This window comes from Sphaerisporangium viridialbum (genome assembly GCF_049674955.1).
Classification (GTDB): Bacteria; Actinomycetota; Actinomycetes; order Streptosporangiales; family Streptosporangiaceae; genus Sphaerisporangium; species Sphaerisporangium viridialbum.
Window position 1 is genome coordinate 3,979,306 of record NZ_CP187232.1, and the last position, 26,658, is coordinate 4,005,963.

A 26,658-nucleotide genomic window follows, 5' to 3' on the forward strand; every position below is an offset into this window, starting at 1 on the left:
CGGGAGCTCAGTCGGTGCCGTCGAAGAGGCGGCGGAGCTCGGCGCGGTCGCTGAGGCCCGTGCGCTCGTAGACCGCGCGCAGGTGGTTGCCGACGGTGCGGATCGACAGCACCAGCCGGTCGGCGATGTCGCGGTTGCTCAGCCCGTGCATGGCGAGCTGGGCGATCTCCAGCTGGCGCGCGGTGAGCTCCGGCGCGGACAGGCCGTGGAGCGCCGGAGTGCGGGCGCCCTCGCACCTGCGGGCGAGGGTCCACGCGCGGGTGGTGGCCGCCAGCGCCGCCCTGTCGCTGCCGTCCTTGCGCAGGCGGTGCGCCGCCTGCGCCGCCGCCTCGGCCGCGTGCAGGATCATGCCGAGATCCTCGAAGCCGTCGGCCACCGCGAGCAGGGCGGCGCCGTCGCCCGCCACGGCCGCGCGCGCGTGGTCGCGGGCCAGCAGCACCCGGCGCCCGTCGTGCAGCGCGGGCAGCTCCTCCAGCCGGGCGCGCGCGTGGGCCGCGCCGCCGAGCCGCACGGCGTCGTGCAGGGCGACGAACTCGAACCCCGGCAGCTCGGCCTCACGGCACTCCTCGGCGAACGCGAGCGCGAGCTCCACGGCCGCGCCGGTGTCGCCGTACGCCGCGGCGACCCACACGCGGGTGAGCGACACCCAGCGCGTGAACCCGGTCCAGGTGGCCCGGTTGCGGGCGAGCGCGTCGTCGAGCGTGCTCTGGGCGCCCTCGGCGTCCCCGAGGAGCGCCTGGGCGGCGGCGTAGGCCCCCATGCAGCCGCCGACGGTGAGCGCCGTCGGATGGTGGGCGGCGTCGTGCAGCACGCCGAGGGCCGTCTGCACCTGCCCCCGCGCCGTGGCGAGGTGCCCCTTGGCCAGCGCGAGGCTGCCCTCGCCCAGCGACCAGCCGCGCTGGGCCGCGACGGCCTCCTCCATCGAGCCGGCCGCCTCCTCCATCGCCGGCAGGTCCCCGGCGAACAGCCCGGCCATCGACCACGCCGAGTGCAGCGGCGACACCATGGCCGGGATGGCGTCCTGCCAGGACCCCGCGTCCGTCAGCGCCTGGCGGGCGACGGACACGGCCTCGCCCGTCCGCCCGGCGTAGCACAGGGCGAGCGCCTGCGCCTTGAGCGTCTGGATGCGCTGGGGCCCGGCGGGCACCGCGCGGAGCAGCTCGGCGCCGAGACCGAGCGCGGTGCGCGGCTTGGCCGCGCTGGAGGCGAGGTCGAGGCGGCGCATCGCGATCTGCCGGCGCGAAGCGGGGTCGCCGAGGGCGGCCTCGGTGCGGTCGAGCAGGTCGAGCGCCTCGTCCAGGCGGTTCATCCCCCAGGCGAGGTTGCTCGCACGCGCCAGCGCCAGTCGCGTGCCGGTCGACTCGTCCAGCCGGGAGTCCCAGCCCGCCGCCGTGTCCGCGGCCTCGGGGAGCACCTCGGCCCCGTACGGGGAGCCGGTGCGGGGCCAGGTCTGCGGGGAGGTCAGCACCGCGTGCGCCTCGTCGGGGAACTGCGCGTAGTCGAGGACCGTGGCCAGCAGGATGGCCGCCTCGACTCCGCCGCCCGCCGCCAGCGCCGCCCGGCCGAGCCGGATGGCGAGGGTGTAGTCGTGGGTCGCCCAGGCGAGCCGGCACGCCGACAGCAGGGGGCCGGCCGGCGCCTGCCTGCCGCTTTCGAGCTGCCACACGGTGAGCCGCAGCAGGTCGTCCCGACGCCGGGCACCGCTGCGCTCCAGCGCGCCGGCCAGCGTGGCGTAGCGGTTGCGGCGGCGCAGCGGGGGGCACCCGGCGCGGGCGACCTCGCCGTAGAGGGGGTGCCCGAGGCGGACCACCACGCGACGGCCGTCGCCGGTCATGCGGATCAGGCCGCGCCCCTCGGCCTGCTCGACGGCCTCGGCGGAGGTGAGCTCCAGCAGCGCGGCCAGGCTGATCGGCTCGCCGAAGGCGGTGAGCTCGAGCACGGCCCCCGCCTCACGGGACAGCGCCCCGATGCGCTCGCCGACGAGCTCGGTGAGCCGTGGCGCGAGCGGCGGCTCACCCGTGAGCTGCCACATGCCCCTGACCTGACGCAGCGTGCCCGCCTCGCGCGCGGCGCCGACGAGCTCGTGCAGGAGCAGGGCGTTGCCCTCCGTCGCCGTGCCGAGCCGCCGCACGGTGGCGTCGTCGGGCCTGCCGCCCAGGGCGGCGGTGAGGATGGCCGCGCTGTCGCCGAGGGTGAGCGGCCCGATGTCCGCCCGGGTGGCCAGCCCGTCGCGCCAGAGGGCGGTCACGCTGTCGGGCGCGGGTTCGCCGGTGCGCAGGGTCGCGACGATCAGGGCACGTTCCACGGTCACCAGGTGGTGCACCGCGGCGGCCGAGGGGCCGTCCAGCAGGTGGGCGTCGTCGACGGCCAGCACGGGCCTGCGGCCCCCCGCGTGCGCCCGCACGGCGTCCGCCGCCCACCGCAGCGGGTTGACCAGCCCCGGAGGCGCCTCCGGCGGCAGCAGCCTGGCCAGCGCGCCGTACGGGATGCCGCCCGCCGCCCTGGTGGCCCTGATCGGGATGACGGCGTAGGCCGAGGAGCCGAACGTGCGCAGCACCTCGGTGGCCAGCCTGCTCTTGCCCACCCCGGCGGGGCCGGCGATGACGACGCCGTGGGCCGTGCCGTCGTGCGCCAGGCGTACGAGCCGGGCGAGGTCGTCCCGGCGGCCCGCGAACGGCCACATCGCCATCTGCCGCCTCCCGCCCGCTTCCTTGTCCGGCCTGTTCGCGATCGTCTATCGTCCGCTTGTGGAACGCTGGGGAGCCAGATATCTGGTCGAGTGCCCGAGGTGTGAACGGGGCACCCTGGCGCGCGAGCCCGACGGCCCGCACCGGTCCTTTCTGTCTCCTTTGCTCGCCCCTTATTCATTATCGGTGTGCCAGGTGTGCATGCACGTCCTTTTACTCGCACCCGAGGAATCCGTCGACCCGTTCGAGGAGGATATGGCCGAGCGGCCGCCCCGCGCGGCCCGCGTGCTGTGGCCGGGGGCAGGACGGCCCGAGGGCGGGGAGCTTCCCGAGCACCTGCGCGCGGAGCTGGGCGAGGCCAAGGCCTGCCTGCGGGCGGGCGCGCATTCGTCCGCCGTCGTGATGGTGCGGCGGCTCCTGGAGGGCGTCTGCGCAGATCACGGCGTGCGGGTCTCTCCGCTGTCGCAGGCGCTGAGGGAGCTGCGCAGGCGGGGCCTGATCGAGGGCAGGCTGCTGGTGTGGGCGGAGGACCTGCGCTTGATCGGCAACGAGGCGGCGCACATCCGGGCCGGGCGGATCCCCGCCGAGGACGCGAGGGACGCGGTGGTGCTCGCCGAGGCACTGCTCGATTATTTGTACGTATTTACCCCGAAATATCGTGACTTTAGAAAGAGGCGTGAGGCGGCGGGGACGCGTTTTCCCGCCCCGGCGCGCGAGCGGCTTCCCGATACGCTGGCGGTCAGGAGGCTGCGCCGGTCACGAGTCGGCTTCTCGGCCCATTCCTATTCGCACGATCCGGCCAAGGCGAGATCCCAGAAGTCGGTCGCCGCGGAGCTGGGGGTGAGCCACGACCGGCTGTTCAAGGGCGTCGTCACCTACGTCGACGGGCACGTGGTGCTCGCGGTGGCCCCGGTCGGCGCCGCGGTCGACCTGGCGGGCCTGGCCCTGGCCGCCGGCGGCGTCCAGGCCCGGGTCGCCTCGGCGCCCGAGGTCAGCACGCTCGGCACGGACGTGGTCAGCCCGCTCGGGGTGCCGCTGAACGTGCCCGCGGTCGTCGACCCGAGCGCCCTGGGCCACCGCACCGTGTACGTCGCGAGCGGCCGGCACGGCCTGGAGCTGGAGCTCGCCCCGGCCGACCTCGTCAGGGTGCTCGGCGCGCGGGTCGCCCCGATCACGACCCCGGCCGCCGCGCCCCTCGCCTGAGCGCGGCCCTCAGCCGCGGAAGCGCACCCACTGCAGGTCGTCGTGCCGGACGCCGTCGGCGCCCGGGAGCAGCGACTTGATCAGCGCCTCCCGCGAGAACCCCGCGCGCTCCAGCACGCGCTGCGACGAGGTGTTGCCCGTAGCGGTGCCCGCCACCAGCCGGTGCAGGGACGTGCCGGTGAACGCCCACCCGGCCAGGAGGTTCACCGCCCTGGTCATGAACCCCCGCCCGCGGAACCCGTGCTTGAGGCTGTAGCCGACCATGGCCTGCCCGAGCGGCGGCACGATGTTCATGAGCTGGATGTGGCCCGCGAACTCACCGGTCGAGGCGTCCCTGACGCTGAGCTCGGCGCGCTCTCCCGACGACCACCACATCCCGGTGTACCGGCAGCGCCGCAGGGTGTCCTCCATGTCGGGAGCCTCAGGGGGCACGCTGTACCGCAGGACGTCGGGCTCGCTCATCATCTCCTGGTAGGGGCCCGCGTCGGCCAGGGTGAGCGGCGCCAGCAGCACGACTCCGTCCGACAGCGACCCGCCGGGCAGGTCGGGCAGGAACGACCGCTGGGGTTCCCCCGGGTCGAGGGCCAGGCGGCCGTAGCCGACCGCGTCGCCGTAGCCGCCGCCCCGGCGCGGGACGGCGCCGCGCTGGATGCCCTCGCGCTGGAACCCGGCGGCCATCGCGACGCGCTGGCTCGCGACGTTCTCGACATCGGCGACCAGCTCGACGCGGTGCACCCCCTGGGAGAACGCCCACTCGGCCAGCGCACGGGCGGCCCGCGTCGCGAGCCCCCTGCCGCGCGCCCACGGGGCCAGCAGGTAGCCGATCTCGCCCGCGCCGCGTGCGTTGAGCGGCTTCAGCCCGATGTTGCCCTGCCATTCGCCGGTGGCGGCGTCGGCGATGGCGAAGGCGGCGCCGCCATGGCTCCAGTCGGCGGGGACCACCTCGGTGACGAACGCGAGCGCGTCGTCACGGCCGTAGGGGGAGGGCACGGTCGGGATGAACCTGACGATCTCAGGATCGGCGCAGCCGCGGGTGATCGCCTCGGCGTCCGTCTTCAGGTGCTCGCGCAGGACGATCGGGCCCGCCGGGATCACCTCACGGGGGAACATGCCCAATTGCTACCAGGTACGGACGCTGAGGGCGAACCTTTTTCGCACTGGCCTCACGCCTCCCACGGGCCATGCGGTCCGCCACGAGTGGACGGCGCGCGCATATAGCCTTGCGCGCATGGGTTTTCGCAGGCACGGGCCCTTCCAGCCCGGTGATCAGGTTCAGCTCACCGACCCCAAGGACAAGCGTCACACCGTGACGTTGCGGGAGGGCGGCGTCTTCCACACGCATAAGGGGTCCATCCCCCACGACGACCTGATCGGGCGGCCCGAGGGCTCGGTCGTGCGCTCCTCGGGCGGCACGTCCTACCTCGCCTTCCGTCACCTTCTGGAGGACTACGCGGTGTCGATGCCGCGCGGCGCGGCGGTCGTCTACCCCAAGGACGCCGCCCAGATCGTCGCGATGGCCGACATCTTTCCTGGGGCCAGGGTCGTGGAAGCAGGGGTCGGCTCGGGGGCGCTCACCTGCTTCCTGCTGCGGGCGGTCGGCGAGAGCGGGCGGCTCACCTCCTACGAGCGCCGGCAGGACTTCGCCGACGTGGCGCGCAAGAACGTCGAGAAGTTCTTCGGCGGGCCCATGGAGCAGTGGCGGCTGGTGGTGGGAGACCTCGTCGCCTCCCTCGACGAGCAGGACGTCGACCGGGTGATCCTCGACATGCTCGCGCCGTGGGAATGCGTGGACGCGGTGGCCAAGGCCCTTACACCTGGCGGTGTTATCTGCTGTTATGTAGCGACAACCACACAGTTGTCCCGTACGGTGGAAACCCTGCGCGATCACGGAAGTTTCACGGAGCCGCATTCGTGGGAAACCTTGGTCCGCGACTGGCATGTCGAAGGGCTCGCCGTACGTCCGGGTCACCGGATGATCGGGCACACGGGTTTCCTCGTCGTGTCCCGTCGCATGGCGGACGGCGTCACGCCCCCGCCCAGGCGCAGGCGCCCCGCCAAGGGTGCTTATGGGGAGGAGTCGGGCACATGAGCTCCGAAGCCTGGCAAGGCGTTCCGGCAAACAATCATGCTTTTGCGCGCACCATGGGAACAGAAACGCGTGCGTAGCTGCTTACAAGCAATGAGCCGCCAATAAGGCATTAAACACTGAACACTGGATGTAATGACACGAACACTCCCTGGCCAGGTTACGGATGCCCCCGAGATAGGTAGGGTCTTGAGTAGTCGCCCTCGACTGGGAAGGAGGTGACTGTGGCAGCTCGCGAAGACGCTGAGGCTCGAGCCGCCCAGCGCGAACGAGAGGTCGCGGACCTCACAACTCAGGTCTCCTTCCTCCAGGAGGAGATCACTGCGTTGCGCCGGAAGCTGGCCGAGTCTCCCCGGCAAGCCAGAGTCCTGGAGGAGCGGCTCCATGAGGTGCAGGCCAGTCTGGCCGCCGTCACCGGTCAGAACGAACGACTGGTGGCCACCCTCAAGGAGGCGCGGGATCAGATCGTCGCACTCAAGGAGGAGGTCGACCGGCTGGCCCAGCCGCCATCCGGTTTCGGCGTGTTCCTGGAGGCCCGTGACGACGGCACCGTGGAGGTGTTCACCGGCGGGCGCAAGCTCCGGGTGAACGTCAGCCCGGCGGTGGACGTCGACTCGCTCAGGCGCGGCCAGGAGGTCATGCTCAACGAGGCGCTCAACATCGTCGAGGCGCTCGGCTACGAGACCGTCGGCGAGATCGTGATGCTCAAGGAGCTCCTGGAGGACGGCCAGCGCGCGCTGGTCATCTCCCACGCCGACGAGGAGCGCGTGGTCCGTCTCGCGGAGTCGCTGTTCGACCAGCCCATCCGCGCGGGCGACTCGCTGCTCCTGGAGCCCCGCTCCGGCTACGTCTACGAGCGCATTCCGAAGTCCGAGGTCGAGGAGCTCGTGCTCGAGGAGGTCCCCGACATCTCCTACGAGGAGATCGGCGGGCTCATGCGGCAGATCGAGCAGATCAGGGACGCCATCGAGCTTCCCTACCTGCACGCCGACCTGTTCCGCGAGCACAAGCTGCGCCCGCCCAAGGGCGTGCTGCTGTACGGCCCGCCCGGTTGCGGCAAGACGCTCATCGCCAAGGCCGTCGCCAACTCCCTGGCCAAGCAGGTCGCGGAGAAGACCGGCCAGTCCGGCAAGAGCTTCTTCCTCAACATCAAGGGCCCCGAGCTCCTGAACAAGTACGTCGGCGAGACCGAGCGGCACATCCGCCTGGTGTTCCAGAGGGCCCGTGAGAAGGCCTCCGAGGGCACACCGGTGATCGTGTTCTTCGACGAGATGGACTCGATCTTCCGCACCCGTGGCTCAGGTGTCTCCTCCGACGTCGAGAACACCATCGTTCCCCAGCTCCTGTCGGAGATCGACGGTGTCGAGGGCCTCGAGAACGTCATCGTCATCGGCGCCTCCAACCGCGAGGACATGATCGACCCGGCGATCCTGCGGCCCGGCCGCCTGGACGTCAAGATCAAGATCGAGCGGCCGGACGCCGAGGCGGCGAAGGACATCTTCTCGAAGTACATCACCACCGAGCTCCCGCTGCACGAGGAGGACCTCGGCGAGCACAGCGACTCTCGCGAGGCCACCGTCGCCGGCATGATCCAGCGAGTCGTCGAGCGCATGTACACCGAGAGCGAGGAGAACCGCTTCCTCGAGGTGACCTACGCCAACGGCGACAAGGAAGTCCTGTACTTCAAGGACTTCAACTCCGGAGCCATGATCCAGAACATCGTGGACCGGGGAAAGAAGATGGCCATCAAGGCGTTCCTCGAGACCAAGCAGAAGGGGCTGCGGATCTCGCATCTGCTCGCCGCCTGCGTGGACGAGTTCAGCGAGAACGAGGACCTGCCCAACACCACGAACCCCGACGACTGGGCCCGCATCTCCGGAAAGAAGGGCGAGCGGATCGTCTACATCCGCACCCTGGTGTCCGGCAAGCAGGGCACAGAGGCCGGGCGGTCCATCGACACGGTCGCCAACACCGGCCAGTACCTCTGATTGATACCGGCATGCGACGGCGTGGTTCCTCCCGGAGCCGCGCCGTCGCTGTTTCCGAGCCCGGTCCGCGGGCAGCGGACCGGACGGTCTCGGTGACCGTGCGACGGTCTAGGCTCGTGGTGACGGGCGACGCGACGGCGATGGTCCGGGTGCGAAGCACAGATGAAGGGCTGAGAGCGTGACGGTACGGCGGGTGATGGGCATCGAGACCGAGTACGGTATTTCCGTACCCGGGCAGCCGGGCGCGAACGCGATGGTGACCTCCTCACAGGTGGTCAACGCCTACCTGGCGGCCTCAGCCGCCCGGGCGCGCCGCGCCAGATGGGACTTCGAGGAGGAGAATCCACTTCGCGACGCCCGCGGCTTCGACCTGGCCCGCGAGATCGCCGACCCCACGCAGCTCACCGACGAGGATCTCGGGCTGGCCAACGTCATCCTGACCAACGGCGCGCGGTTGTACGTCGACCACGCCCATCCCGAGTACTCCACGCCCGAGTGCACCAACCCCCGGGCCGCCGTGATCTGGGACAAGGCCGGCGAGCGGGTGATGCACGACGCCGCGGTCCGCGCCTCCGCGATGCCGGGGAACGCCCCCATCCAGCTCTACAAGAACAACACCGACAACAAGGGCGCCTCCTACGGCTGCCACGAGAACTACCTCATGCGGCGGGCGACGCCCTTCGCCGACATCGTCAGGCACCTGACGCCGTTCTTCGTCTCCCGCCAGGTGGTCTGCGGGGCCGGCCGGGTCGGCATCGGGCAGGACTCCCGCGGCGAGGGTTTCCAGATCAGCCAGCGGGCCGACTTCTTCGAGGTGGAGGTCGGGCTGGAGACCACGCTCAAGCGGCCGATCATCAACACCCGTGACGAGCCGCACGCCGACCCCGAGAAGTACCGCCGCCTGCACGTCATCATCGGCGACGCCAACATGTCCGAGATCTCCACCTACCTCAAGCTGGGCTCCACGGCGCTGGTGCTCGCCATGATCGAGGACGGCTTCCTCACCGGCGACCTGTCGGTGGAGAGCCCCGTGGCCGCGCTGCGCGCCGTCTCCCACGACCCGGCGTGCAAGTACGAGATCACCCTGCGGGACGGCCGCAGGATGACCGCCGTCCAGCTCCAGATGGAGTATCTGGAGCAGGCCCGCAAGTACGTCGAGGACCGCTTCGGCTCGGCCGTGGACGATCTCACCAAGGACGTGCTCAACCGCTGGGAGTCCGTGCTCACGCGCCTCGCCGAGGACCCCATGCAGCTGTCCAGGGAGCTCGACTGGGTCGCCAAGCTGGAGATCCTGGAGGGCTACCGCTCGCGTGACGGCCTGCCGTGGTCGCATCCCCGGCTCCAGCTCGTCGACCTGCAGTACTCCGACATCCGTCCCGACCGGGGTCTGTACAACCGTCTCGTGGCGCGCGACCGCATGCAGCGCCTGGTGACCGAGGAGGACGTCCAGCGGGCCATCGAGCTGCCGCCGAACGACACCCGGGCCTACTTCCGCGGCCGGTGCCTTCGGCAGTACAGCGAGTCGGTCGCCGCCGCCTCGTGGGACTCCGTGATCTTCGACATCCCGGGGCGCGAGTCGCTGCAGCGGGTGCCCACCTTGGAGCCGCTTCGCGGCACCAAGGCCCACGTGGGTGAGCTGCTCGACCGCTGCCGCACCGCCGCCGACCTGGTCAGCGCCCTCACCGGGGAGCGCTGACCGCCGCCGCGCGCCCACCCCGCGGCGGTGGGCCGCGCGGCCCTGAAAGGTCGCTGATCTACATTGTAAAGGCGCCGGGCGGGAACAGCCCGCTGCCCGTCAGCCGCATGGGGGGCACCGCGATGCCCTCCTTGCGCAGGATGTCCGACAGCACCAGCGCGGCCTGCTCGCTGGTGAGCCGCTCCGCCGGATCCGGTTCGAGCAGCCCCTGGAGCAGCGCGCCCAGCGCCCCGGCCCGCTTCGGCGGGCGGGGCTCGTCGGGGGAGCGGGCCGCGAGGATGTCCCCGCCCCCGGTGGCCGGGGGCCTGCCCTCCACCGAGAAGTACAGCGTCGCGCCGAACGACCACAGGTCCGCCGCCTGGGTCGCCGGATGGCCGTGCAGCCGCTCAGGCGCGATGTAGCCGGGGGAGCCCACGATCGGCATGGTGTTCGTGTGCGAGGACTCCCCCTGGAGCACCGCGATCCCGAAGTCGCTCAGGACGACGCGCTCGCCCGTCAGCAGCACGTTGCCCGGCTTGATGTCCCGGTGGAGCACCCCGGCCGCGTGGGCGTGCCGCAGGCCGCTGAGGAGGTGGAAGCCGATCCAGGCCGTCCAGTGGACGGGAAGGTGCCCGAGGTGCCACGCGGTCGCCTGCAGGGTGAGGGCCTCCACCAGCTCCATGACGATCCACAGCCGGCCGTCCTCCTCCAGGAGGTCGTGCACGGTCACGATGGCCGGATGGCTGAGCCTGGCGGCGGACCGCGCCTCGCGCAGCGCGTGGCGCCTGGCCGTGTGCACGTCCAGCTCGTCGTCGCGCGCCGGCCGCAACTCCTTGATCGCGACGTCGCGCGCCAGGCGCCGGTCGTGCGCGCGCCAGACGATCCCCATGCCCCCTTGGCCCAGCGGCGAGATCAGCCGGTACCGATCTCCGAGCAGCTGTGCGTGGTCCGCTCTCATCTCACCCGTTCACACTCGGCATCATGCCCCTGCCCCCACGGCCGTTCCATTTTCCGTCTGGAGCGGGATGCCTATGGGTGGATCACCACAGAATGCCACAACGTACGGGGTAACGATCTGATTTGCCGGGAAGCCGCCGAAGGCCCCGTCCCTGAAGCTTCAGGGCGGGGATGGATGCGGTCCCCTTCTTTTAGAGGATGGTCCGCCGTCAGGCGGGACAACCGGAGCGCGTGGCGGGGATCTGTGATGTCAGGGTGGGGCGGCGCTGGTGTTCGATGTACTGCTTGATGATCGTGAGGGGCGCTCCGCCGCAGGAGGCGGCGAAGTAGGAGGGTGACCAGAAGTGTCCGTGCATGGTGGCACGGTTGACTCGTCCGGTGAACTCTTTGCGCAGGTAGTGCGAGGACACGCCCTTCAGTGAGTTGACCAGCTTGGAGATCGCGACTTTGGGTGGGTAGTGGACGTGGACGTGGACGTGGTCGCCGTTGAACTCGCGCAGTTCGGTCTCGAAGCTGTCACAGATCTCGATCATGATTTCTTCGCAGCGGCGCAGCATCGCATCGTCGAACACGTTGCGTCGTACTTGGTGACGAAGACCAGATGAACATGCATCGCGGTAACTACGTTCCGTCCGCGTCGATATTCGGCTTCGAGTGTCATAGACCAGACGTTAATGTGTTCGATTAGTGGGTGGGGTGTCGCTGCTGGTGTGGTTGGGGATGGGTCGAGGTGAAGCTGCGTTACAACTACCGGCTCTACCCTGACGCACCTCAGCGGGAGATGCTGGCCAAGACGTTCGGGTGTGCCCGGGTGGTGTGGAACGACGCTGTGGCGGCGCGGAAGGCAGCCCGAAGGGCAGGGCTGGGGTTCATCGGGGACGCCGAGATCCAGCGTCTGGTCCTCACCGCCGCGAAGAAGACCCCAGAGCGGGCGTGGCTGGGCGAGGTGTCCTCGGTCGTGCTGCAGCAGTCGGTCCGCGATGTGAACACCGCCTACAAGAACTTCTTCGACTCGGTGTCGGGTAAGCGTAAGGGCCCGAAGATGGGGTTGCCGGTTTTCAAGTCCCGCCACGACCACCGGCAGGCGGCCCGGTTCACCACCAGCGCCTTCTCATTGACCGGGCGGGGCCGCCTGTATCTGGCGAAGATCGGGCAGGTGGAGGTTCGCTGGTCACGCGGGCTTCCCGCGGCCCCGTCGTCGGTCACGGTCGTCAAGGACGCCGCCGGGCGGTATTTCGCCTCGTTCGTGGTGGAGGTCGACGATGCCACTCAGGTTCTGCCTGAGGTCGATGCGGAGACCGGGATCGATCTGGGGCTCGCCCATTATGCGGTCCTCAGTAACGGGGAGAAGATCGCGAACCCGAAGTGGTTGCGGCGTAGGGAGAAGAAGCTCGCCCGGTTGCAGCGGGGCCTGTCACGCAAGGAGAAGGGATCGAACAACCGGGACAGAGTGCGGGTGCGGGTCGCGCGCCAGCATGCCAAGGTGGCCGATGCGCGCCGTGATTTCCTGCATCAGACCAGCACCTCGATCATCCGCGAGAACCAAGTGGTGCATGTCGAGACGCTGTCGGTGCGGGGTCTGGCGCGGGGCCGGTTGGCCAAGTCGGTGAACGACGTGAGCTGGGGGGCGTTTGTCACCCTGGTGGAGGGCAAGGCCGCCCGGTACGGGCGCGCCCTGGTGAAGATCGACCGCTGGTTTCCGTCCTCCCAGCTGTGCCCCTGCTGTGGGTGGAGGGTCGGCAAACTCCCTCTGGATGTGCGCGCGTGGGACTGTCGGTCCTGCGGTGAGCATCACGACCGCGACATCGCCGCGGCGATCAACATTCTGCTTGAGGGGCAGCGCAACACCGGTACGACCGTGGCCGCCGGGCTGGCTGGACACGGCATAAACGACTGTGGAGGCCAGGTAAGACCAGGTGAGGCAACTCCGACCCTGGCCCCGCCCGAAACCTACGACGATCAAGCGGCGTAGCAGAAGCAGTAAGAACCCCACGGCGACGTGGGAGAGTCCCCGGCGTTCACGCCGGGGAGGATGTCAAACGAGGCCGATGCCCAGGATGAGGGTGCCCGCGGCCAGGCAGGCGCCGCCGAGCCCGGTCAGCCAGATGAGCTTGCTCGGCCGCGTGTCGCCGGGCCGCACCACCGACAGGAAGAACCCCAGGGGCATGAGGATCGGCGCCGCGGTGACCAGGACGCGCACGAGCTGCCTGAGGCCGTCCGTCAGGTCGGCCTGGTCGACGTAGAGCATGACCACCAGGGCGAAGAGCACCAGCACGCCCGCGTGGGCGTGGCCGGCCCGCCACAGGCCGCGCCGCACCGGGTTGTCGAGGTAGCCGGGGGTCCTGCGGCCGATGAACGACAGCAGGGACGCGCCGCCGATCGCCACCGCGGGGACGGTGATGAGGAGCACTCCTGCGGTGGTGAGAGATGCGGGGGACATCTGGGAAACCTCCATAGTTGGACAGTGCCCCTATCCAATCATTGGATAGGGGCACTGTCCAGTTGGATAATTCACACCAATTCGCCTGATTTGCCATAGCCCCTTGTGGGGAGGTTGTCTGACAGGACGGCCCTCCTCCAGACGGTCTCGCGTAGATCACAGAACGATCCGCGCGAATTGTCGTCCGGTTCGGGGAAGATATGAATCAGATGCGTCCCCCAAGCGGAGGTACCACATGGCGACGAAGGACACCGGCGGACAGAAGCAGACCAGTCGGCAGGACACCGAGGTCGAGGAGACCGAGGCACAGGCGTCTCCGGACGTCCAGGAGCGTCAGGAGAAGCTCACCGACGACGTCGACGCGATTCTTGACGAGATCGACGAGGTTCTGGAGGAGAACGCGGAGGAGTTCGTCCGCAGCTACGTGCAAAAGGGCGGTCAGTAAGGGTCAGAGGGTCACCCCGCTCCGCCCCCCGCGCACGGCCTCCGGTCAGGTGACGTGAAGCGTCGCGATCTCGAAGGGGCGGAGCGGTAGTCGCACGACCCCGCCCGCGGCATCGAGCGGGCGGATCGGGCGGCCGAGGGTGTCCGCGAGCCGCGCCGCGGTGAACGGGCCCCGCACGACCGCCTCGGTGGGCGACGGGTGCTGGGCCACCAGGCGGAGCTCCAGCCACCCGTCCCGCCCGCGCAGGGCGCCCAGCGTGACGCCGTCGCCGCTCACCGCGAGAAGCGGGCCGGTCTCGGCATCGCGGGCCGATCCCGCGCTTCCCGAGCCGGGCACGGCGAGCAGGTCATGCCGGTACTCCTCGGCCAGGCGCACGAGCCCCGCCTCGTCCCAGGTCCCCTCGTACAGATGCACGGCGAACCGCGTCGTGACGGTCCCCGGGCACTGGGCGTCCGGGGTGGCGATCTGCGGCCCGGCCGGCTCGTCCCGGTAGGCGTTGTGGTTGCGCGACAGGTAGCCGACGGCCCGGAGCAATGTCACGGCCAGCTCCCCGCTCGTCCCGCCACCGGGCGGGCACACCAGTTCGTACTCGCTGACGTGGTCGAGCAGCACCGCGAGGCCTCCGGCGGCGACGAACCCCGACGCGGGGAAGGTGGGCAGCGGCACCTCGCCGCAGCCGCCCTCGCCGGTCAGCCCCCGCCGCACCACCGCGTACTGGCCCCCGGCGTACGACTCCCCGGCCGGCCGGGGCAGGGACGCGTGCCACCGCACCCGGTGGTCGCGGCACGGGTTGCCGAACGTCGTCGCCAGCCGGACGTACGGCTCGCCCGCCCTCAGTTCCACGCGGGTGGTGACGGTGACCTCGGCGTCCTCCTCCGAGCGCGCTTCGGCCGTGCCGTGGCTCGGCCAGCGGTATCCCCTGGACACCTCCATCACCGACACGAGCGGCCCCGAGCACACCGTGGCGACCTTCACCCAGGCGGGGGCGCTGATCGGCCGGTCGGCGGCGGGGGGCGCGTAGTTGTAGGTGTCGCCGGCGTCTCCGCCGTCGACGATCAGGCCCACGCCGCCGGCCCGCAGGCCCGAGGCGGTGCGCAGCGACAGCGTCCCGTCGGGCGCGGCGGACACCCTCAGCAGGCCGTTGTCCACGACCCCCTCGGTGATGATCTCCGCCGCGCGGTCCGCGGGCGCCCCAGCGCCGTCCTGGGGCCTCCCAGAGCCCCTCTGCCCGTCACGCGGGAGCGCCTCGCCGGTGGGGGCCGTGGACGTGAGGACCGTGCGTCCGAGCGCGGGCACCTCCACCCGCGCCGCGACGGTGACCACCGGCTCGGCGACCGTGCGCACCCGCCACGCGCCGGGCGCGGACGCCGCCGCCGCGAGGATCGCGGCCCTCAGGTCGGCGTACTGATAGCCCGTGGTCGCGTGGCGGCTCACGACGACCGTGAAGACGTTCCCTCCGGCCGCCGTGTCCGCCGACCAGGAGACGATCTCGTGGCCGAACAGCTCGCGCTCGTGGACCCGCCCGAGAAGCTGCGTGAGGTCGTCCATGGACGACTCGTCCAGCAGTTGCGGCGCCCGGTCCAGCGGCTGCACTGGCACCGCGGAGCCGTCGGGCGCGGTCAGGCGCGACCGGTCCTCCGGCAGGTCGGCCAGGACGAGCGCGGTGCGCGCGAACGGCGAGGGGTTGACGACGACGAGCCGGTCACGCCCGGCCCTCGCGGCGAGTGAGGCGCTCACCAGGTCGACCACCGCCTGCCCGATCTGCTCGGCCTCGGCGACGCGCGCCTCGACCTGCCGGGCGGTCTCGTCCGCGCCGCACCCGGTGATCGAGTCGTGGCCGCTGCACGCCACCAGGCCCCGCCAGGCCAGCTCGATCAGCCGTTCGCTCGCGCTGCGCTCGCCCGCCGCCCGGCGGCCGGTCCCGTGCTCCTCGTGCTCGCTGTGCCGGCCGGGGGCGTCGTCGCCGAGCCACAGCGCCGACAGCGGCTCGGCGTAGCGGGTGACGATGCGCTCGGCCCGTCCCATGACCTGCTTGAGCCGGATACGGGCGGAGATGACGCCCGGCAGGATGTTCGCCCGGGCGTGGGAGCGCAGCTCCCCCTCCACGACCGGAAGGCCGCTCGTCTCCGCGGGCCCGGTCGTGGACCGGAGATACTCGCCGAGCGTGGCGAGGCGCAGGCCCGCGGCGGTGATGTCCCCCGAGGGCGCGGAGTGGTCCGCCCCGTACATCGCCAGCAGGGGGCCCTTCGGATGCCAGGGCCGCATGGTGGAGGTGAACGCGTCCAGCCGGTCGGCGAGCCCCTCGGGCGGCCCGGTGAACAGGGCGACCGCGTTGCCGTACCCGCCCGGCAGGTACTGGGTGCGGATGACCGTGCCGTCGGCGCCCTTCCAGGCGAACGCGTCGCGCTCGACCGACAGGGGGACCCCGCGCCACAGGCAGGCGACCGGCAGCCCGGCCAGGGCGAGGATCTGCGGCATCTGGGCGCAGTGCCCGAACTGGTCGGGGAGGTACCCCACCTCCATGGCCCCGCCCAGCTCACGCGCGCCCCGCAGGCCGTACTCAAGGTTGCGGATCAGGGTCTCGCCCGAGCACAGGAACTCGTCGGCCAGGATGGTCCAGGGCCCGGCGGCGAAGCGCCCCTCGGTGACGAACCGCGTGAGGTCGGCGCGGCGCTCGGGCCGGATCTCCAGGTAGTCCTCGACGGCGGCGAGCTGGCCGTCCATGGTGAACCGGTAGGCGGGGTCGGCCGCCATGGTGTCGAGCACCTCGTCGAGCATCCGCACCAGTCCCATCCGGAAGCGCTGGAACGGCAGGTACCACTCGCGGTCCCAGTGGGTGTGGGGGACGACGACGATCTCACTCAACGCGATTGCCTCCAGGTCTGCCCGAGGTCAGGTGCACAGGGCCATGACCTCGTTCCGTGTGGTCTCCAGCCGGTGCGGGCCGGGGCGGGCGGGCAGGGTCACGCGGTCGCCGCGGATCACCGACCGGTGCTCGGGGCCCCACAGGACGAGCCCGTCGCCGCCGAGCACCAGGAACTCGTCCCCGTGCCGCAGCAGCAGTGGCCCGAGGGGGCCGGCCGAGACGGCGGTGCGCCCGGCGCGTACGCCCTCCACGATCGCGGGACCCGCGCCGTGCCCCTCGGCGAGCACCCAGGTGCAGGGGGCGCCGGGCGGGTGGTTCTCCTCTGGCCGGTGGTAGTCGCCGCCGCCGACGAAGACCAGGTCGTCGCGCCAGGCCTGCGCCCACGACAGGGGCGCCCCCCAGGTGCGGTCCCACCAGCCCGAGTGCCAGATCTCGGCCGTGCGGGGGCGCTCGGTGAACGGGTGCCGCCACGCGCAGTCGGCGGCCAGGGGATGGTTGACCGACAGCAGGCCGCCCCCCTCCCGTACGGCTCGCGCCCAGGCGTCCGGGGGCTCGCGGAAGTCGATCCAGCCGAGGTCGCCGAAGGCGTTCGCGTGGCCGAGGTCGGTCGTGACCTCCTGACCGGGGATCAGCGTGATCCCGGCGGCCGAGGCCACCCCGGGCAGTTCGGCGTGGTGGCTGACGGTGTTGTGGTCGGTGACGGCCAGGAAGTCCAGGCCCTCGGAGCGGGCCAGGAGCGCGAGCTCGGCCACGGTCAGGGAGCCGTCGGAGTGCACGGTGTGGGAGTGCAGCTCCCCGGCCCGCCAGCGTCGGCCGTCCAGCTCAGGAAGTCCCCGCAGTGCCGAGGCGGGCACGACGGCGGAGGACGGAGCAGGCGGCCCGGGCAGGGGAGGGGAGCCGGGGCCGGGCGGGGGAGTGGCGTGGGGGGTGACGGTGAGCTCGTACGGCAGGCCCGCGAACGGGATGCGGTAGAGCCCGAGCAGCACCCGCCAGACGCCCGCCTCGGGCTCTCCGGGCAGGTAGCCGGGCGTGGCCCACCCGGGCGCGATCGTGTAGCGGGAACGCGCGCCGCCCGACCAGCCGCGGAAGCCCGCCGGGCCCTCGCACCCGAGGTCGAGCACGCCCGACGAGCGGTCGTAGGACAGCTCCACGGTGAACGCGCGGGTGCCGGGCGGGAGCTCGACGGGCACCGCGTGGACCTGCTCGGCCAGCCGGTCGTCGAGGGTCCACCGCCCGCTCATCCTGATCGGCGCGGCGGCGCTCACGGGACCACCAGCTCGCCGTCGCGGTAGACCAGGGCGCGGGCATGGCGGGGGACGGCCCAGGCGGGGTCGCCCCGCGCGGGCTCGGCGTCCTCCGGGACGACGGCCTGGACCAGGCGGTCGCCCTCCTCCGATGCCACTTCGAGGGTCACGAGATAGGAGGTGCCCAGGTTCTCCACCACCGAGACGTGCCCGGCGAAGGCATCCTGCCTGGGGGACGGCGACAGGTCCATGTACTCGGGGCGCAGCCCGTACACGATCTCCTCGCCGTCGGCGACGCCCGGCGGCATGGGCAGCACGGCCCCGGCCACCCGCAGCGCGCCGCCCTTCGCGACGCCGGGCAGCAGGTTCATCGGCGTGGAGCCGATGAAGGAGGCGACGAAGGTGCTCGCCGGCCGCTGGAACACCTCCGAGGGGGTGCCGACCTGGGTGATCCGCCCGGCGGACATGACCGCGATCCGGTCGGCCATGGCCAGCGCCTCGGCCTGGTCGTGGGTGACGAACACCGTGGTGACCGCGAGCTCCCGCTGCAGGCGCTTGAGGAAGGTCCTCGCCTCCAGGCGCATCCGGGCGTCCAGGTTGGAGAGCGGCTCGTCGAACAGGAACACCGTGGGGTGGCAGGCGATGGCCCTGGCCAGGGCCACCCGCTGCTGCTGGCCGCCGGAGAGCTGGGCGGGCCTGCGCGCGAGCAGCTCAGAGAGGCTGAGCCTCGCGGCCGTCTCGGCCGCCTTGGCCTCGCGCTCGGCGCGCGGCACCTTCTTGATCCGCAGCGGGTAGGCGATGTTCGCGGTGACGTCCATGTGCGGGAACAACGCGTAGTCCTGGAAGACCATGGCGACGTCGCGTCTGCCAGGGGGCAGCCCGGTCACGTCGGCTCCGCCGATCACGATGTCTCCCGACGTGGGGGTCTCCAGGCCGGCGATGGTCCGCAGCAGGGTGGTCTTGCCGCACCCCGACGGGCCGAGCAGCGCGAAGAACTCGCCGTCGGCGATCTCCAGGTCGAGGGAGTCGACCGCCCGGACGCCGCCGGCGAACTCCTTGGTCAGGCCGTGCAGCGAGATCACCGTTTGATCCCTCCGTGGAAGCGGAAGCCGTACCTGCGGCTGACGAAGACGTACATGAGGACGACGGGAAGGGAGTAGAGCAGCGAGAACGTCGAGATCAGGTCGAGGCGCGGCGAGCCGCCCTCGGTGTAGAGGGTGTAGAGGATCACCGCGCCGGGGGACTTCTCCGGGTCCCGCAGCAGGATGAAGGGCGTCAGGAAGCTGCCCCACACCGAGGCGACCGCCCACACCGCGATCGTGGCGAGGCCCGGGCGGATCACCGGGACCACGATGTGCCGCAGGATCTGCAGCGGGCTCGCGCCGAACACCCGGGCCGACTCTTCGTAGGAGGTGGGCGTGCCGTCCATGAAGTCCTTCAGGATGAAGATCGCGGCCGGGAGCAGCCCCCCGGACAGCGTGAGCACGACGCCGAGGTGGGTGTCGACCAGGTTGAGCCGGGTGGCCAGCTCGAAGATCGGCACCATGGCGGCGGTGCCGGTGACCACAGACGACAGCAGCAGCAGGACGTACAGCAGGGCGTCCCTGCCCGGGACGCGCACCCGGGACAGCGCGTACGCGGCCAGCGCCGCCAGCACCACCACCAGCGCCGCGCTGGCCGCCGCTTGGAGCACGGAGTTGCCGAGCGAGCTGAGCACGTACGGGTTGTCCAGCAGCGCCCTGAAGTTGTCCAGGGTGAACGCGGGGACCGACGCGGTGATCGCCGGATGGGCGTCGAACGGGGCGGTGGCCAGCCACAGCAGCGGCAGCGCGAAGAACCCCGCCACGAGCGCGAGGAACGTCGCCCGCCCGATCGCCGCCACCGCGTGGCGCGCCCGCTCGCCCGCGACCGTCACGGCAGGCGTCCCGGCCGCGCCGCGATCTCGCACGCTCACGACGCCACCCCCCTGCGTCCGCGGAGCAGGCGCAGGTACACCAGCGCCAGCACCAGGTTGACGAGCAGCACCAGGAACGACACCGCGGCGCCGAAGCCGAGCCGCCCGGCGCCGAGTGCCACGTCGTAGATGTAGACCGGCAGGATCTCCGACCGGCCCTCGGGCCCGCCGGCCGTGATCTGGAAGCTCGTGAAGTCGTTGAACGTCCACAGGCTGATCAGCAGCAGGTTGGTCAGCATGTGCCCCCTGATCCTCGGGAACACCACGTCGCGCAGTTGCTGGAACGTCGAGGCCCCGGCGAGCCTGGCGGTCTCCAGGTGCGAGGGGGGCACGTTCTCCAGCGCGGCGCCGTACAGCATCATCGAGAACGCGGTGCCGCGCCAGACGTTGAAGACGATGATCGACGGCATGGGGTGGTCCAGCAGCCAGGCGAACCCGGGAGTGTGCAGCAGGGCGTTCAGCGTGCCCTGGTCGCGGTCGAGCAGGGCGATCCACAGGAACGCCACGACCGAGGAGGGCAGGATCCAGGCGAGCAGCACCAGGCCCTCGACCACCCGCTTGACCGGGCCGGTCCGGTTGCGCAGGGCCCAGGCGATCGAGAATCCCAGCCCCGCCTGGCCGACGACCCCCGAGCCGAGCACGAACTGGACGGTCAGCCACAGTGAGGTGTGGAACCGCTCGTCCCCGAGCGCCGTGGTGTAGTTCTCCAGGCCCACGACCCGGGGATCGGCCGCCGCGAGCCCGGTGAGCCGGAAGTCGGTGAGGCCGAGATAGATCGTCCAGAGCGCCGGGAAGATCAGGAACACCCCGGCCACCACCAGGGCCGGCAGTACGAACCCGACCGCCCTCGCCCTCCCAAGCCCGGCCGCGTCCGTGCTCATGGCGCTCGCTTCGTGCTCATGGCGCTCGCTTCGCTCGCGCGGCATGAGGCCGCCTTTGAGCCGGCGGCCTCACACGCACGCGCTTCACCTTGGGGCGATCGTTCACTGGGAGACGTTCGAGGGGCCGCCTACCAGGGATTCGAGTTTCCTCTCGTACGCGGCGGCGGCCTCCTCGACGGGCTTGCCGGCCACGATGTCGGCGGTCGCCTCCTGGAAGGCCACCGAGACCTGCGGGTAGACCGCGAGTCCCGGGCGGAAGGAGGTGATCGGGAGCACCTTCTCCGAGACGAAGCCCAGCATCGGGTCGGCGGCGAGGACCTCCTCGTTCACGTCGGTGCGCGAGGTGATCCTCGCCTCGCCCGCCAGGCCCGCCTTGGTCGCCTCGGCCGAGTGCATGAACGCCAGCAGCTCCCAGGCGAGCTTGGGGTTCTTGGAGTTCGGGTTGAGCACCCGCACGGCGCCGCCGGACATGCTGACGAAGTCCTGGCCGCGCACCCCGGCCCCCGGCTGCTTTGCCGGGATGAGGGCGTAGCCGACGACCTTGTCGCGGTCGGGCATGGGCGCGACCCCGGCCTTCGGCTCGATGACGGCGCGCCAGAAGTAGTCGCCCTCCGCCAGGATGCCGATCTTGCCGTCGGCGAACTCCTGGAAGGACTTGTCGCGCCCCTTGGCCTCCTGCTGCAGCCGGGGGTCGCCGAGGCCGGTCGTGTAGATCTGCCGGTAGAAGCCCAGCACGTCCTTGACCGCCTGCGAGGCGCCCGTCCACTTGCCGCCGGAGAAGATCTCGGAGCCGGTGCCGGCGAGCAGCGGAAGCGCCCCCTGCATGGCGGTGGCCTCGCCCATCGCGGTGCCCGCGTTGATCTGGACGGGCGTCCGGACCCCCGCCTTCTTGAGTGCCGTGCCCGCGTCGATGATGTCCTGCCAGCTCTTCGGCTGCCAGTCGGCGGGCAGCCCGGCCTTGGCGAACAGGGTCTTGTTGAAGAACAGCACCCGCCCGTCGGTGCCCTGCGGCAGCCCGTACTTCTTGCCCTCGAAGATCCCGAGGCCCTGGACCGCCTCGGGGATCTGGCTCCAGCCGTCCCACTGCCCGACCTCGGGGCCCGCGGTATCCACCAGCGGCTTGACGTACCCCGCCTGGGCGAACTCGCCGACCCAGATGCCGTCCAGGTCGATCACGTCCGCGCCGGTACGGGACTTCAGGTCCAGCGCGATCTTGGTCTTGTACTGCTCGTCGTCCACGCCGTTCGGCTGGAACAGCACGTGGACGCTCTTGCCCTTGGCCTTCTGTGCCTCTTCGAACTTCGGGATCAGCCAGTTCTTGGTCCAGTCGGCCGTCGCCGCGTTCTTCCCGCCCGAGATGGCGTTCGCGGTGATCGTCAGAGTGGTGCCGCCGTTGCCGGAGGATCCTCCGGAGCCGCACGCGGTGAGGGTCAGCGCGGTGGCGGCCAGCGCGGCGAGGGTTCGTGTAGGTGTCACGGGGGACCTCCCCTAGGGGGGATGGAGGCATACCTGTTTACATGTCACGACAACTCGACAATTACATGGCCGGTCTGATCCGTAAAGATTATTTTTGGGGAAGATGAGGCTCGATGGGCGAAAGCGGTTCGCGCTGAGCTGATCGTGGGAAGTGCAACCACGACAGCACCACGAGTAGGGTCGGCGTAGAAGCCGAAAGCACTTGGGAGGGAGTCGCGTGGCAGCAGAGCGGGGCTGGACGAACAACCTGTTCCTGGACACCGGATCGACGTCGTTCACCGAGTTCGTGGGGTCCTATGCTCCAGGGCTCCTCCCGGGGAGATTCGACTCGATGGCGGCCTCCGTCGGTGACCTGATCCCGCACGCGACCACGATCGTCGCGGTGAACTTCGCCGGCGGCGTGGTCATGGCCGGCGACCGGCGGGCCACCTCGGGGAACTACATCTCCCAGAAGGACATGGAGAAGGTCTTCCGCACCGACGACTACTCCTGCATGGGCATCGCGGGAACGGCGAGCACGGGTATCGAGATAGCCCGGCTCTACCAGGTCGAGCTGGAGCACTACGAGAAGCGCGAGGGCCGCGAGCTCTCGGTCGAGGGCAAGGCCAACCGGCTCGCCACCATGATCCGGGGCAATCTGCCGATGGCGATGCAGGGCATGGTCGTGGTGCCGCTGTTCGCCGCCTACGACGAGACCCGCGACGCGGGCCGCATCTTCTCCTACGACGTCGGCGGCGGTCCGTACGAGCAGACCAACTACGCCTCGATCGGCTCGGGCTCGCTGTTCGCGCGCGGCGCCCTCAAGAAGCTCTACCGCGAGGGCGCCACCGCCGAGGAGACGGTGCTCACGTGCATCCAGTCGCTCTACGACGCCGCGGACGACGACTCGGCGACCGGCGGGCCCGACGTCACCCGCAAGATCTGGCCGCTGGTCGCGGTGATCACCGACGAGGGCTTCCGCCGCCTGACCGACGAGGAGGTCGAGGGGTACGTCCGGCAGGTGCTCGATGCCCGCATGACCAACCCCGACGGGCCCACCGCCCCGCTGCGCTAGTCACCACCCACGGCCACGAGAGGATCACCACCGGTGTCCATGCCCTTTGGATATGTGTCCCCCGAACAGGAGATGCGGGACAAGGCCGATTTCGCGCGGAAGGGCATCGCGCGCGGCCGCAGCGTCGTGGTGCTGCAGTACGAGAACGGCATTCTGTTCGTCGCCCCCAACGCCTCCCGGGCACTGCACAAGATCAGTGAGATCTACGACCGCATCGGCTTCGCCGCCGTCGGCAAGTACAACGAGTTCGAGGCGCTGCGGCTGGGCGGCATCCGCTACGCCGACATCAACGGCTACACCTACGACCGCAGCGACGTCACCGCCCGCGGGCTGGCCAACCTCTACGCGCAGTCGCTCGGCATGGTCTTCACCGAGTCGCGCAAGCCGTACGAGGTGGAGATCGTCGTCGCCGAGGTCGGTGACGCGCCCGAGGACGACCAGATCTACCGGCTCACCTTCGACGGCTCGGTCGCCGACGAGCACGGTTTCGTGGTCATGGGCGGGGTGGCCGACGCGGTCGCGGGCCGCCTGAAGGAGCGTTTCTCCGAGGGCATGACGCTGCCCGAGGCCTTGGACGCCGCGCTCGGGGCCCTGACCGAGCCCGGCGGCGAGCGCCCGCCGGTCACGCAGCTGGAGGTCGCGGTGCTCGACCGCACCAGGGAGCACCGCAAGTTCCAGCGGCTCACCGGCCCGCGCCTGGAGCGGCTGCTCGCCGGCACCTCGCCGGCCGAGAAGCCGCCCGCGGGTTCCACGCCGCAGGCCGACGACGTGAGCGGCGCGCTGAACGGGTCGCCGGGCGACTCGGCGGCCACCGCTCCCGAGGGCGACATCGACGACGGCTCAGGCGGCTGAGCCGGCCGCCGAGGTCTCATCGGTCCTGCTTCCGTCCCGGTCCCCGTACGTGAGGGGGCCGGGACGAGCCGTTTCCGGCCCCGCACGAGGGAACCGCGACGAGCCGTTACGCCCGGGTAAGCGGAGCCCCTCATTGTCGTCTGGTGACAACAAATCCGGATGTCATATTATGCGACGACATTGAGGGGAATGTCCTAATTGCACCATGCTCTCGCCATGCAGGCAGCCATAACGCTGGACGACGTCGCACCGCTCGCGCGGGGCTGTGCCGTGCTCGGCACCGGAGGCGGCGGTGACGTCCGGGCCGGGGCGCTCGCGGCCCGCAGGGCGATCAGGGAGCACGGGGAAGTGCCTCTGGTCACGCTCGCGGATCTCGCCGAAGATGATCTCGTGGTCCCCCTCTCCGGCATCGGCGCGCCGACCGTCAGCCACGAGATGATCCACGCCGAGGCCGAGCCCGACCGCATCCGCGACGAGATCGAGCGCATCTTCGGCCGCCCGCCCGCCGCGGTGATGTCCTCGGAGATCGGGGGAGGCAACGGCGTCGCCCCCGTCGCCTGGGCCGCGCGCCTCGGGGTGCCGCTGCTGGACGCCGACGGCATGGGCAGGGCCTTCCCCGAGGTCCAGATGGTCTCCATGTACGTAGCGGGGCTGCCCGCCAACGTGGTGATCATGACGGACGTCGTCGGCAACGTGGTCACCATCAGGCCGGTCGACGGGCTGTGGGCCGAGCAGATCGCCCGCGCCGTCTGCGTCGCCGCCGGATCCAGCGCGCTCATGGCCGACTACGTGCTCACGGCGCGCGAGGCGCGCGGAGCCGTCATCGAGGACACCGTGACCCGCGCCATCACGGTCGGGCGCGCCACCGAGAACGCCGCCGACCCCCTGGCCGCGCTCCAGGAGGCGCTTGAGGCCAGGCGGCTGATCGGCGGCAAGGTCACCGACGTCGCCCGGCACACCTCGGGCGGGTTCGTGCGCGGCACGGTCACCGTCGAGGGCGTCGGCGACGACCGGGGCCGCACGCTCACCCTGGAGATCCAGAACGAGAACCTCGTCGCCTTCGAGCGGGGCAGGGCGCTCGCCATGGTCCCCGACCTGATCAGCGTGGTCGACAGCCAGACCGCCACCGCCGTGCAGACCGAGGCGCTCAGGTACGGCCAGCGCGTGAGCGTCCTCGCGTGGCCCTGCGACCCCCTGTGGCGCACCCCGATGGGACTGCGCACCGCGGGCCCGCGGGCCTTCGGTTACGACCTCGACTACGTCCCCGTGGAGGAGACAGCCGTATGACCACCGGCACCGGCGGGAAGTCCGCCCGATGACCCTCCGCATCGGCATCGACGTCGGCGGGACCAACACCGACGCCGCCGTCCTGGACGAGGCCGACCGCATCGTCGCCCGGGCCAAGAGGCCCACCAGCGCGGACATCACCGGCGGCCTGCGCGCCGCCCTGGCGGCCGTCCTCGACGAGCTCGGCGAGCGCTCTGGCGAGGTGTCCCGGGTGATGCTCGGCACCACCCACGCCACCAACGCGATCCTGGAGCGTCGCTCCCTCGGCAGGGTCGCGGTCGTCCGCCTCGGCGCCCCCGCCACCACCTCCATCCCGCCGCTCTCCGACTGGCCGGCCGACCTGCGCCGGGCCGTCGCGGCGGGAGCCGTCATCGTGCGCGGCGGCTACTTCGTGGACGGCCGCCCCATCGCCCCCCTGGACACCGACGCCGTCAAACGCTTCCTGAACGAGCCACGCGACGGCGTCCCCGTCGAGGCGGTGGCCGTCACGGGCGTCTTCAGCCCGGCGAGCGCCGAGCAGGAGAAGCAGGTGGCCGAGATCGTCCTGGCCGAGCTCGGCGAGAAGGTCGCGATCAGCCTCAGCCACGAGATCGGCTCGCTCGGCCTGCTGGAGCGCGAGAACGCGACCGTGCTCAACGCCGCCCTGTACGGCGTCGCCCGCGACGTCACCGGGGGGCTGCGGCAGGCGCTGGACGAGCGGGGCCTCGCCGTCGAGACGTTCTTCGCCCAGAACGACGGCACGCTCATGGCCGTGGACTACGCCGCCCGCTACCCGGTGCTGACCATCGGCTCGGGGCCGGCCAACTCCCTGCGCGGCGCCGCGTTCCTCTCCGGCGTGAGCGACGCGATCGTCGCCGACGTCGGCGGCACCTCCACCGACCTCGGCGTGCTGTCCGGCGGCTTCCCCCGCGAGTCCGCGGCGGCCGTGGAGATCGGCGGGGTCACCACCAACTTCCGGATGCCCGACATCCTGTCGGTCGCACTCGGCGGCGGCACCGTGGTCGGCGAGGGCCTCGGCCCCCGCTCGGTCGGCTACCGCATCACCGAGGAGGCGCTCGCCTTCGGCGGCCCGACCCCGACCATGACCGACGCCGCGGTCGCCGCCGGTCGTGGCACGGTCGGCACCCGCCCGGTGGCGGCCTCGGAGCGGCTGAGCCGCGCCGTGCGGCTCGCCGACGAGATGGTGATCGACGCGGTCGACCGGATCGCGCTCGGCAAGGCCGACCGCCCGCTCATCGCCGTGGGCGGCGGCGCGTTCATCCTGCCCGGCTCGGTGCCCGGCGTCAGCGAGGTCATCCGCCCCGCCGACGCCGCAGTCGCCAACGCCGTCGGCGCGGCCATCGCCCTGGCCAGCGGCCGGTTCGAGACCATCGCCCCCGCGGGCGCGGGACGGGCCGCCGCCGTCGAGCGGGCCAAGGAGGAGGCCGCCGCGCGGGCCGTGGCGGCCGGAGCCGACTCGGGACGGGTCGAGATCGTCGAGCTCACCGAGGTCCCCCTCAGCTACCTGCCCGAGCCGGCCGTGCGCGTCCACGTCAAGGCCGCCGGACCCCTGATCTGACAGAA

The 26,658-nt window shown here is 71.3% G+C and carries 20 protein-coding genes and 1 pseudogene; 10 read left to right on the plus strand and 11 right to left on the minus strand.

Annotated elements, in window-relative coordinates; all coding sequences use genetic code 11:
* Positions 1–7: 7 nt before the first annotated feature.
* Positions 8–2,689: a LuxR C-terminal-related transcriptional regulator gene (locus ACOZ38_RS17595; protein ID WP_424531877.1), complete on the minus strand. Its 2,682-nt coding sequence runs from the start codon at positions 2,687–2,689 to the stop codon at positions 8–10.
* Between the two features lie 199 nt (positions 2,690–2,888).
* On the opposite strand from ACOZ38_RS17595, the gene ACOZ38_RS17600 reads away from it, so the two are divergent.
* Positions 2,889–3,890: a YbaK/EbsC family protein gene (locus ACOZ38_RS17600; RefSeq protein ID WP_424531878.1), complete on the plus strand. Its 1,002-nt coding sequence runs from the start codon at positions 2,889–2,891 to the stop codon at positions 3,888–3,890.
* A gap of 9 nt (positions 3,891–3,899) precedes the next feature.
* Here ACOZ38_RS17600 and ACOZ38_RS17605 read toward each other — a convergent pair whose 3' ends face one another.
* Positions 3,900–5,000 (minus strand): GNAT family N-acetyltransferase, encoded by a 1,101-nt coding sequence (locus ACOZ38_RS17605; protein WP_424531880.1) that lies wholly within the window; start codon positions 4,998–5,000, stop codon positions 3,900–3,902.
* A 118-nt stretch (positions 5,001–5,118) separates the two neighbouring features.
* Here ACOZ38_RS17605 and ACOZ38_RS17610 point away from each other — a divergent pair, with 118 nt between their 5' ends.
* From ACOZ38_RS17610 to dop, 3 genes are all read left to right on the plus strand, one after another.
* Positions 5,119–5,979, plus strand: coding sequence for a tRNA (adenine-N1)-methyltransferase (locus ACOZ38_RS17610; protein WP_424531882.1), 861 nt, complete (start codon positions 5,119–5,121; stop codon positions 5,977–5,979).
* A gap of 221 nt (positions 5,980–6,200) precedes the next feature.
* The gene (arc, locus tag ACOZ38_RS17615) at positions 6,201–7,964 is read left to right on the plus strand and encodes a proteasome ATPase (RefSeq protein WP_424531884.1); all 1,764 of its coding nucleotides are present in this window, start codon (positions 6,201–6,203) and stop codon (positions 7,962–7,964) included.
* Positions 7,965–8,142: 178 nt separating this feature from the next.
* The gene (gene dop / locus ACOZ38_RS17620; RefSeq protein ID WP_424531886.1) at positions 8,143–9,660 is read left to right on the plus strand and encodes a depupylase/deamidase Dop; all 1,518 of its coding nucleotides are present in this window, start codon (positions 8,143–8,145) and stop codon (positions 9,658–9,660) included.
* Between the two features lie 58 nt (positions 9,661–9,718).
* Here dop and ACOZ38_RS17625 read toward each other — a convergent pair whose 3' ends face one another.
* Together ACOZ38_RS17625 and tnpA are read right to left on the minus strand one after the other, a co-directional pair.
* Positions 9,719–10,597: a serine/threonine-protein kinase gene (locus ACOZ38_RS17625; RefSeq protein WP_424531888.1), complete on the minus strand. Its 879-nt coding sequence runs from the start codon at positions 10,595–10,597 to the stop codon at positions 9,719–9,721.
* A gap of 208 nt (positions 10,598–10,805) precedes the next feature.
* Positions 10,806–11,257 (minus strand): annotated as a pseudogene (gene tnpA, locus ACOZ38_RS17630) (IS200/IS605 family transposase).
* A gap of 69 nt (positions 11,258–11,326) precedes the next feature.
* On the opposite strand from tnpA, the gene ACOZ38_RS17635 reads away from it, so the two are divergent.
* Positions 11,327–12,568, plus strand: coding sequence for an RNA-guided endonuclease InsQ/TnpB family protein (locus ACOZ38_RS17635; RefSeq protein WP_424531889.1), 1,242 nt, complete (start codon positions 11,327–11,329; stop codon positions 12,566–12,568).
* 63 nt (positions 12,569–12,631) lie between these two features.
* Here the strand turns inward: ACOZ38_RS17635 and ACOZ38_RS17640 are convergent, their stop codons facing one another.
* Positions 12,632–13,036 carry a hypothetical protein gene (locus ACOZ38_RS17640; protein WP_424531891.1) on the minus strand — a complete coding sequence of 135 codons (405 nt, stop codon included), beginning with the start codon at positions 13,034–13,036 and terminating at the stop codon, positions 12,632–12,634.
* Between the two features lie 235 nt (positions 13,037–13,271).
* Between ACOZ38_RS17640 and ACOZ38_RS17645 the strand changes: the two genes are divergently transcribed.
* Positions 13,272–13,481: a ubiquitin-like protein Pup gene (locus ACOZ38_RS17645; protein ID WP_405148091.1), complete on the plus strand. Its 210-nt coding sequence runs from the start codon at positions 13,272–13,274 to the stop codon at positions 13,479–13,481.
* A 45-nt stretch (positions 13,482–13,526) separates the two neighbouring features.
* Here the strand turns inward: ACOZ38_RS17645 and ACOZ38_RS17650 are convergent, their stop codons facing one another.
* Genes ACOZ38_RS17650 through ACOZ38_RS17675 form a run of 6 tightly spaced genes read right to left on the minus strand, consistent with a single transcriptional unit; the run spans position 13,527 to position 21,902 of the window.
* Entirely contained in the window at positions 13,527–16,346 is a 2,820-nt protein-coding gene (locus ACOZ38_RS17650) for an alpha-mannosidase (RefSeq protein WP_424531893.1), read from the minus strand.
* Between the two features lie 27 nt (positions 16,347–16,373).
* Complete coding sequence (locus tag ACOZ38_RS17655; RefSeq protein WP_424531894.1) at positions 16,374–17,612, minus strand: CehA/McbA family metallohydrolase; 1,239 nt, start codon at positions 17,610–17,612, stop codon at positions 16,374–16,376.
* Positions 17,609–18,673, minus strand: a complete 1,065-nt coding sequence (locus tag ACOZ38_RS17660) for an ABC transporter ATP-binding protein (protein ID WP_424531895.1) — start codon at positions 18,671–18,673, stop codon at positions 17,609–17,611. The genes ACOZ38_RS17655 and ACOZ38_RS17660 overlap by 4 nt, the downstream gene beginning before the upstream one ends.
* Complete coding sequence (locus ACOZ38_RS17665) at positions 18,670–19,545, minus strand: carbohydrate ABC transporter permease (RefSeq protein ID WP_424531897.1); 876 nt, start codon at positions 19,543–19,545, stop codon at positions 18,670–18,672. The genes ACOZ38_RS17660 and ACOZ38_RS17665 overlap by 4 nt, the downstream gene beginning before the upstream one ends.
* Entirely contained in the window at positions 19,542–20,471 is a 930-nt protein-coding gene (locus ACOZ38_RS17670; protein WP_424531899.1) for a carbohydrate ABC transporter permease, read from the minus strand. Before ACOZ38_RS17670 ends, ACOZ38_RS17665 begins: the two co-directional genes overlap by 4 nt.
* Before the next feature lie 57 nt (positions 20,472–20,528).
* On the minus strand, positions 20,529–21,902 hold the full coding sequence (locus ACOZ38_RS17675) for an extracellular solute-binding protein (protein WP_424531900.1): 1,374 nt from the start codon (positions 21,900–21,902) through the stop codon (positions 20,529–20,531).
* A 217-nt stretch (positions 21,903–22,119) separates the two neighbouring features.
* Here ACOZ38_RS17675 and prcB point away from each other — a divergent pair, with 217 nt between their 5' ends.
* The 4 genes from prcB (at position 22,120) to ACOZ38_RS17695 (ending at position 26,653) form a co-directional block, all read left to right on the plus strand.
* Positions 22,120–22,956, plus strand: a complete 837-nt coding sequence (prcB, locus tag ACOZ38_RS17680; protein ID WP_424531901.1) for a proteasome subunit beta — start codon at positions 22,120–22,122, stop codon at positions 22,954–22,956.
* A gap of 39 nt (positions 22,957–22,995) precedes the next feature.
* Entirely contained in the window at positions 22,996–23,808 is an 813-nt protein-coding gene (gene prcA / locus ACOZ38_RS17685) for a proteasome subunit alpha (protein WP_405148106.1), read from the plus strand.
* A 216-nt stretch (positions 23,809–24,024) separates the two neighbouring features.
* Entirely contained in the window at positions 24,025–25,095 is a 1,071-nt protein-coding gene (locus tag ACOZ38_RS17690) for a DUF917 domain-containing protein (protein ID WP_405148108.1), read from the plus strand.
* A 28-nt stretch (positions 25,096–25,123) separates the two neighbouring features.
* On the plus strand, positions 25,124–26,653 hold the full coding sequence (locus ACOZ38_RS17695; protein WP_424531903.1) for a hydantoinase/oxoprolinase N-terminal domain-containing protein: 1,530 nt from the start codon (positions 25,124–25,126) through the stop codon (positions 26,651–26,653).
* Positions 26,654–26,658 lie beyond the last annotated feature (5 nt).

Excerpts from the sequence above, each read along its gene's own strand:
- ACOZ38_RS17600 (WP_424531878.1), top strand. The coding sequence starts at position 2,889 with ATGCACGTCCTTTTACTCGCACCCGAGGAATCCGTCGACCCGTTCGAG.
- ACOZ38_RS17645 (WP_405148091.1), top strand. The coding sequence starts at position 13,272 with ATGGCGACGAAGGACACCGGCGGACAGAAGCAGACCAGTCGGCAGGAC.
- ACOZ38_RS17605 (WP_424531880.1), bottom strand. The coding sequence starts at position 5,000 with ATGTTCCCCCGTGAGGTGATCCCGGCGGGCCCGATCGTCCTGCGCGAG.
- ACOZ38_RS17670 (WP_424531899.1), bottom strand. The coding sequence starts at position 20,471 with ATGCCGCGCGAGCGAAGCGAGCGCCATGAGCACGAAGCGAGCGCCATG.
- ACOZ38_RS17595 (WP_424531877.1), bottom strand. The coding sequence starts at position 2,689 with ATGGCGATGTGGCCGTTCGCGGGCCGCCGGGACGACCTCGCCCGGCTC.
- ACOZ38_RS17690 (WP_405148108.1), top strand. The coding sequence starts at position 24,025 with ATGCAGGCAGCCATAACGCTGGACGACGTCGCACCGCTCGCGCGGGGC.
- ACOZ38_RS17640 (WP_424531891.1), bottom strand. The coding sequence starts at position 13,036 with ATGTCCCCCGCATCTCTCACCACCGCAGGAGTGCTCCTCATCACCGTC.
- ACOZ38_RS17625 (WP_424531888.1), bottom strand. The coding sequence starts at position 10,597 with ATGAGAGCGGACCACGCACAGCTGCTCGGAGATCGGTACCGGCTGATC.
- ACOZ38_RS17695 (WP_424531903.1), top strand. The coding sequence starts at position 25,124 with ATGACCCTCCGCATCGGCATCGACGTCGGCGGGACCAACACCGACGCC.
- prcA (WP_405148106.1), top strand. The coding sequence starts at position 22,996 with ATGCCCTTTGGATATGTGTCCCCCGAACAGGAGATGCGGGACAAGGCC.
- ACOZ38_RS17610 (WP_424531882.1), top strand. The coding sequence starts at position 5,119 with ATGGGTTTTCGCAGGCACGGGCCCTTCCAGCCCGGTGATCAGGTTCAG.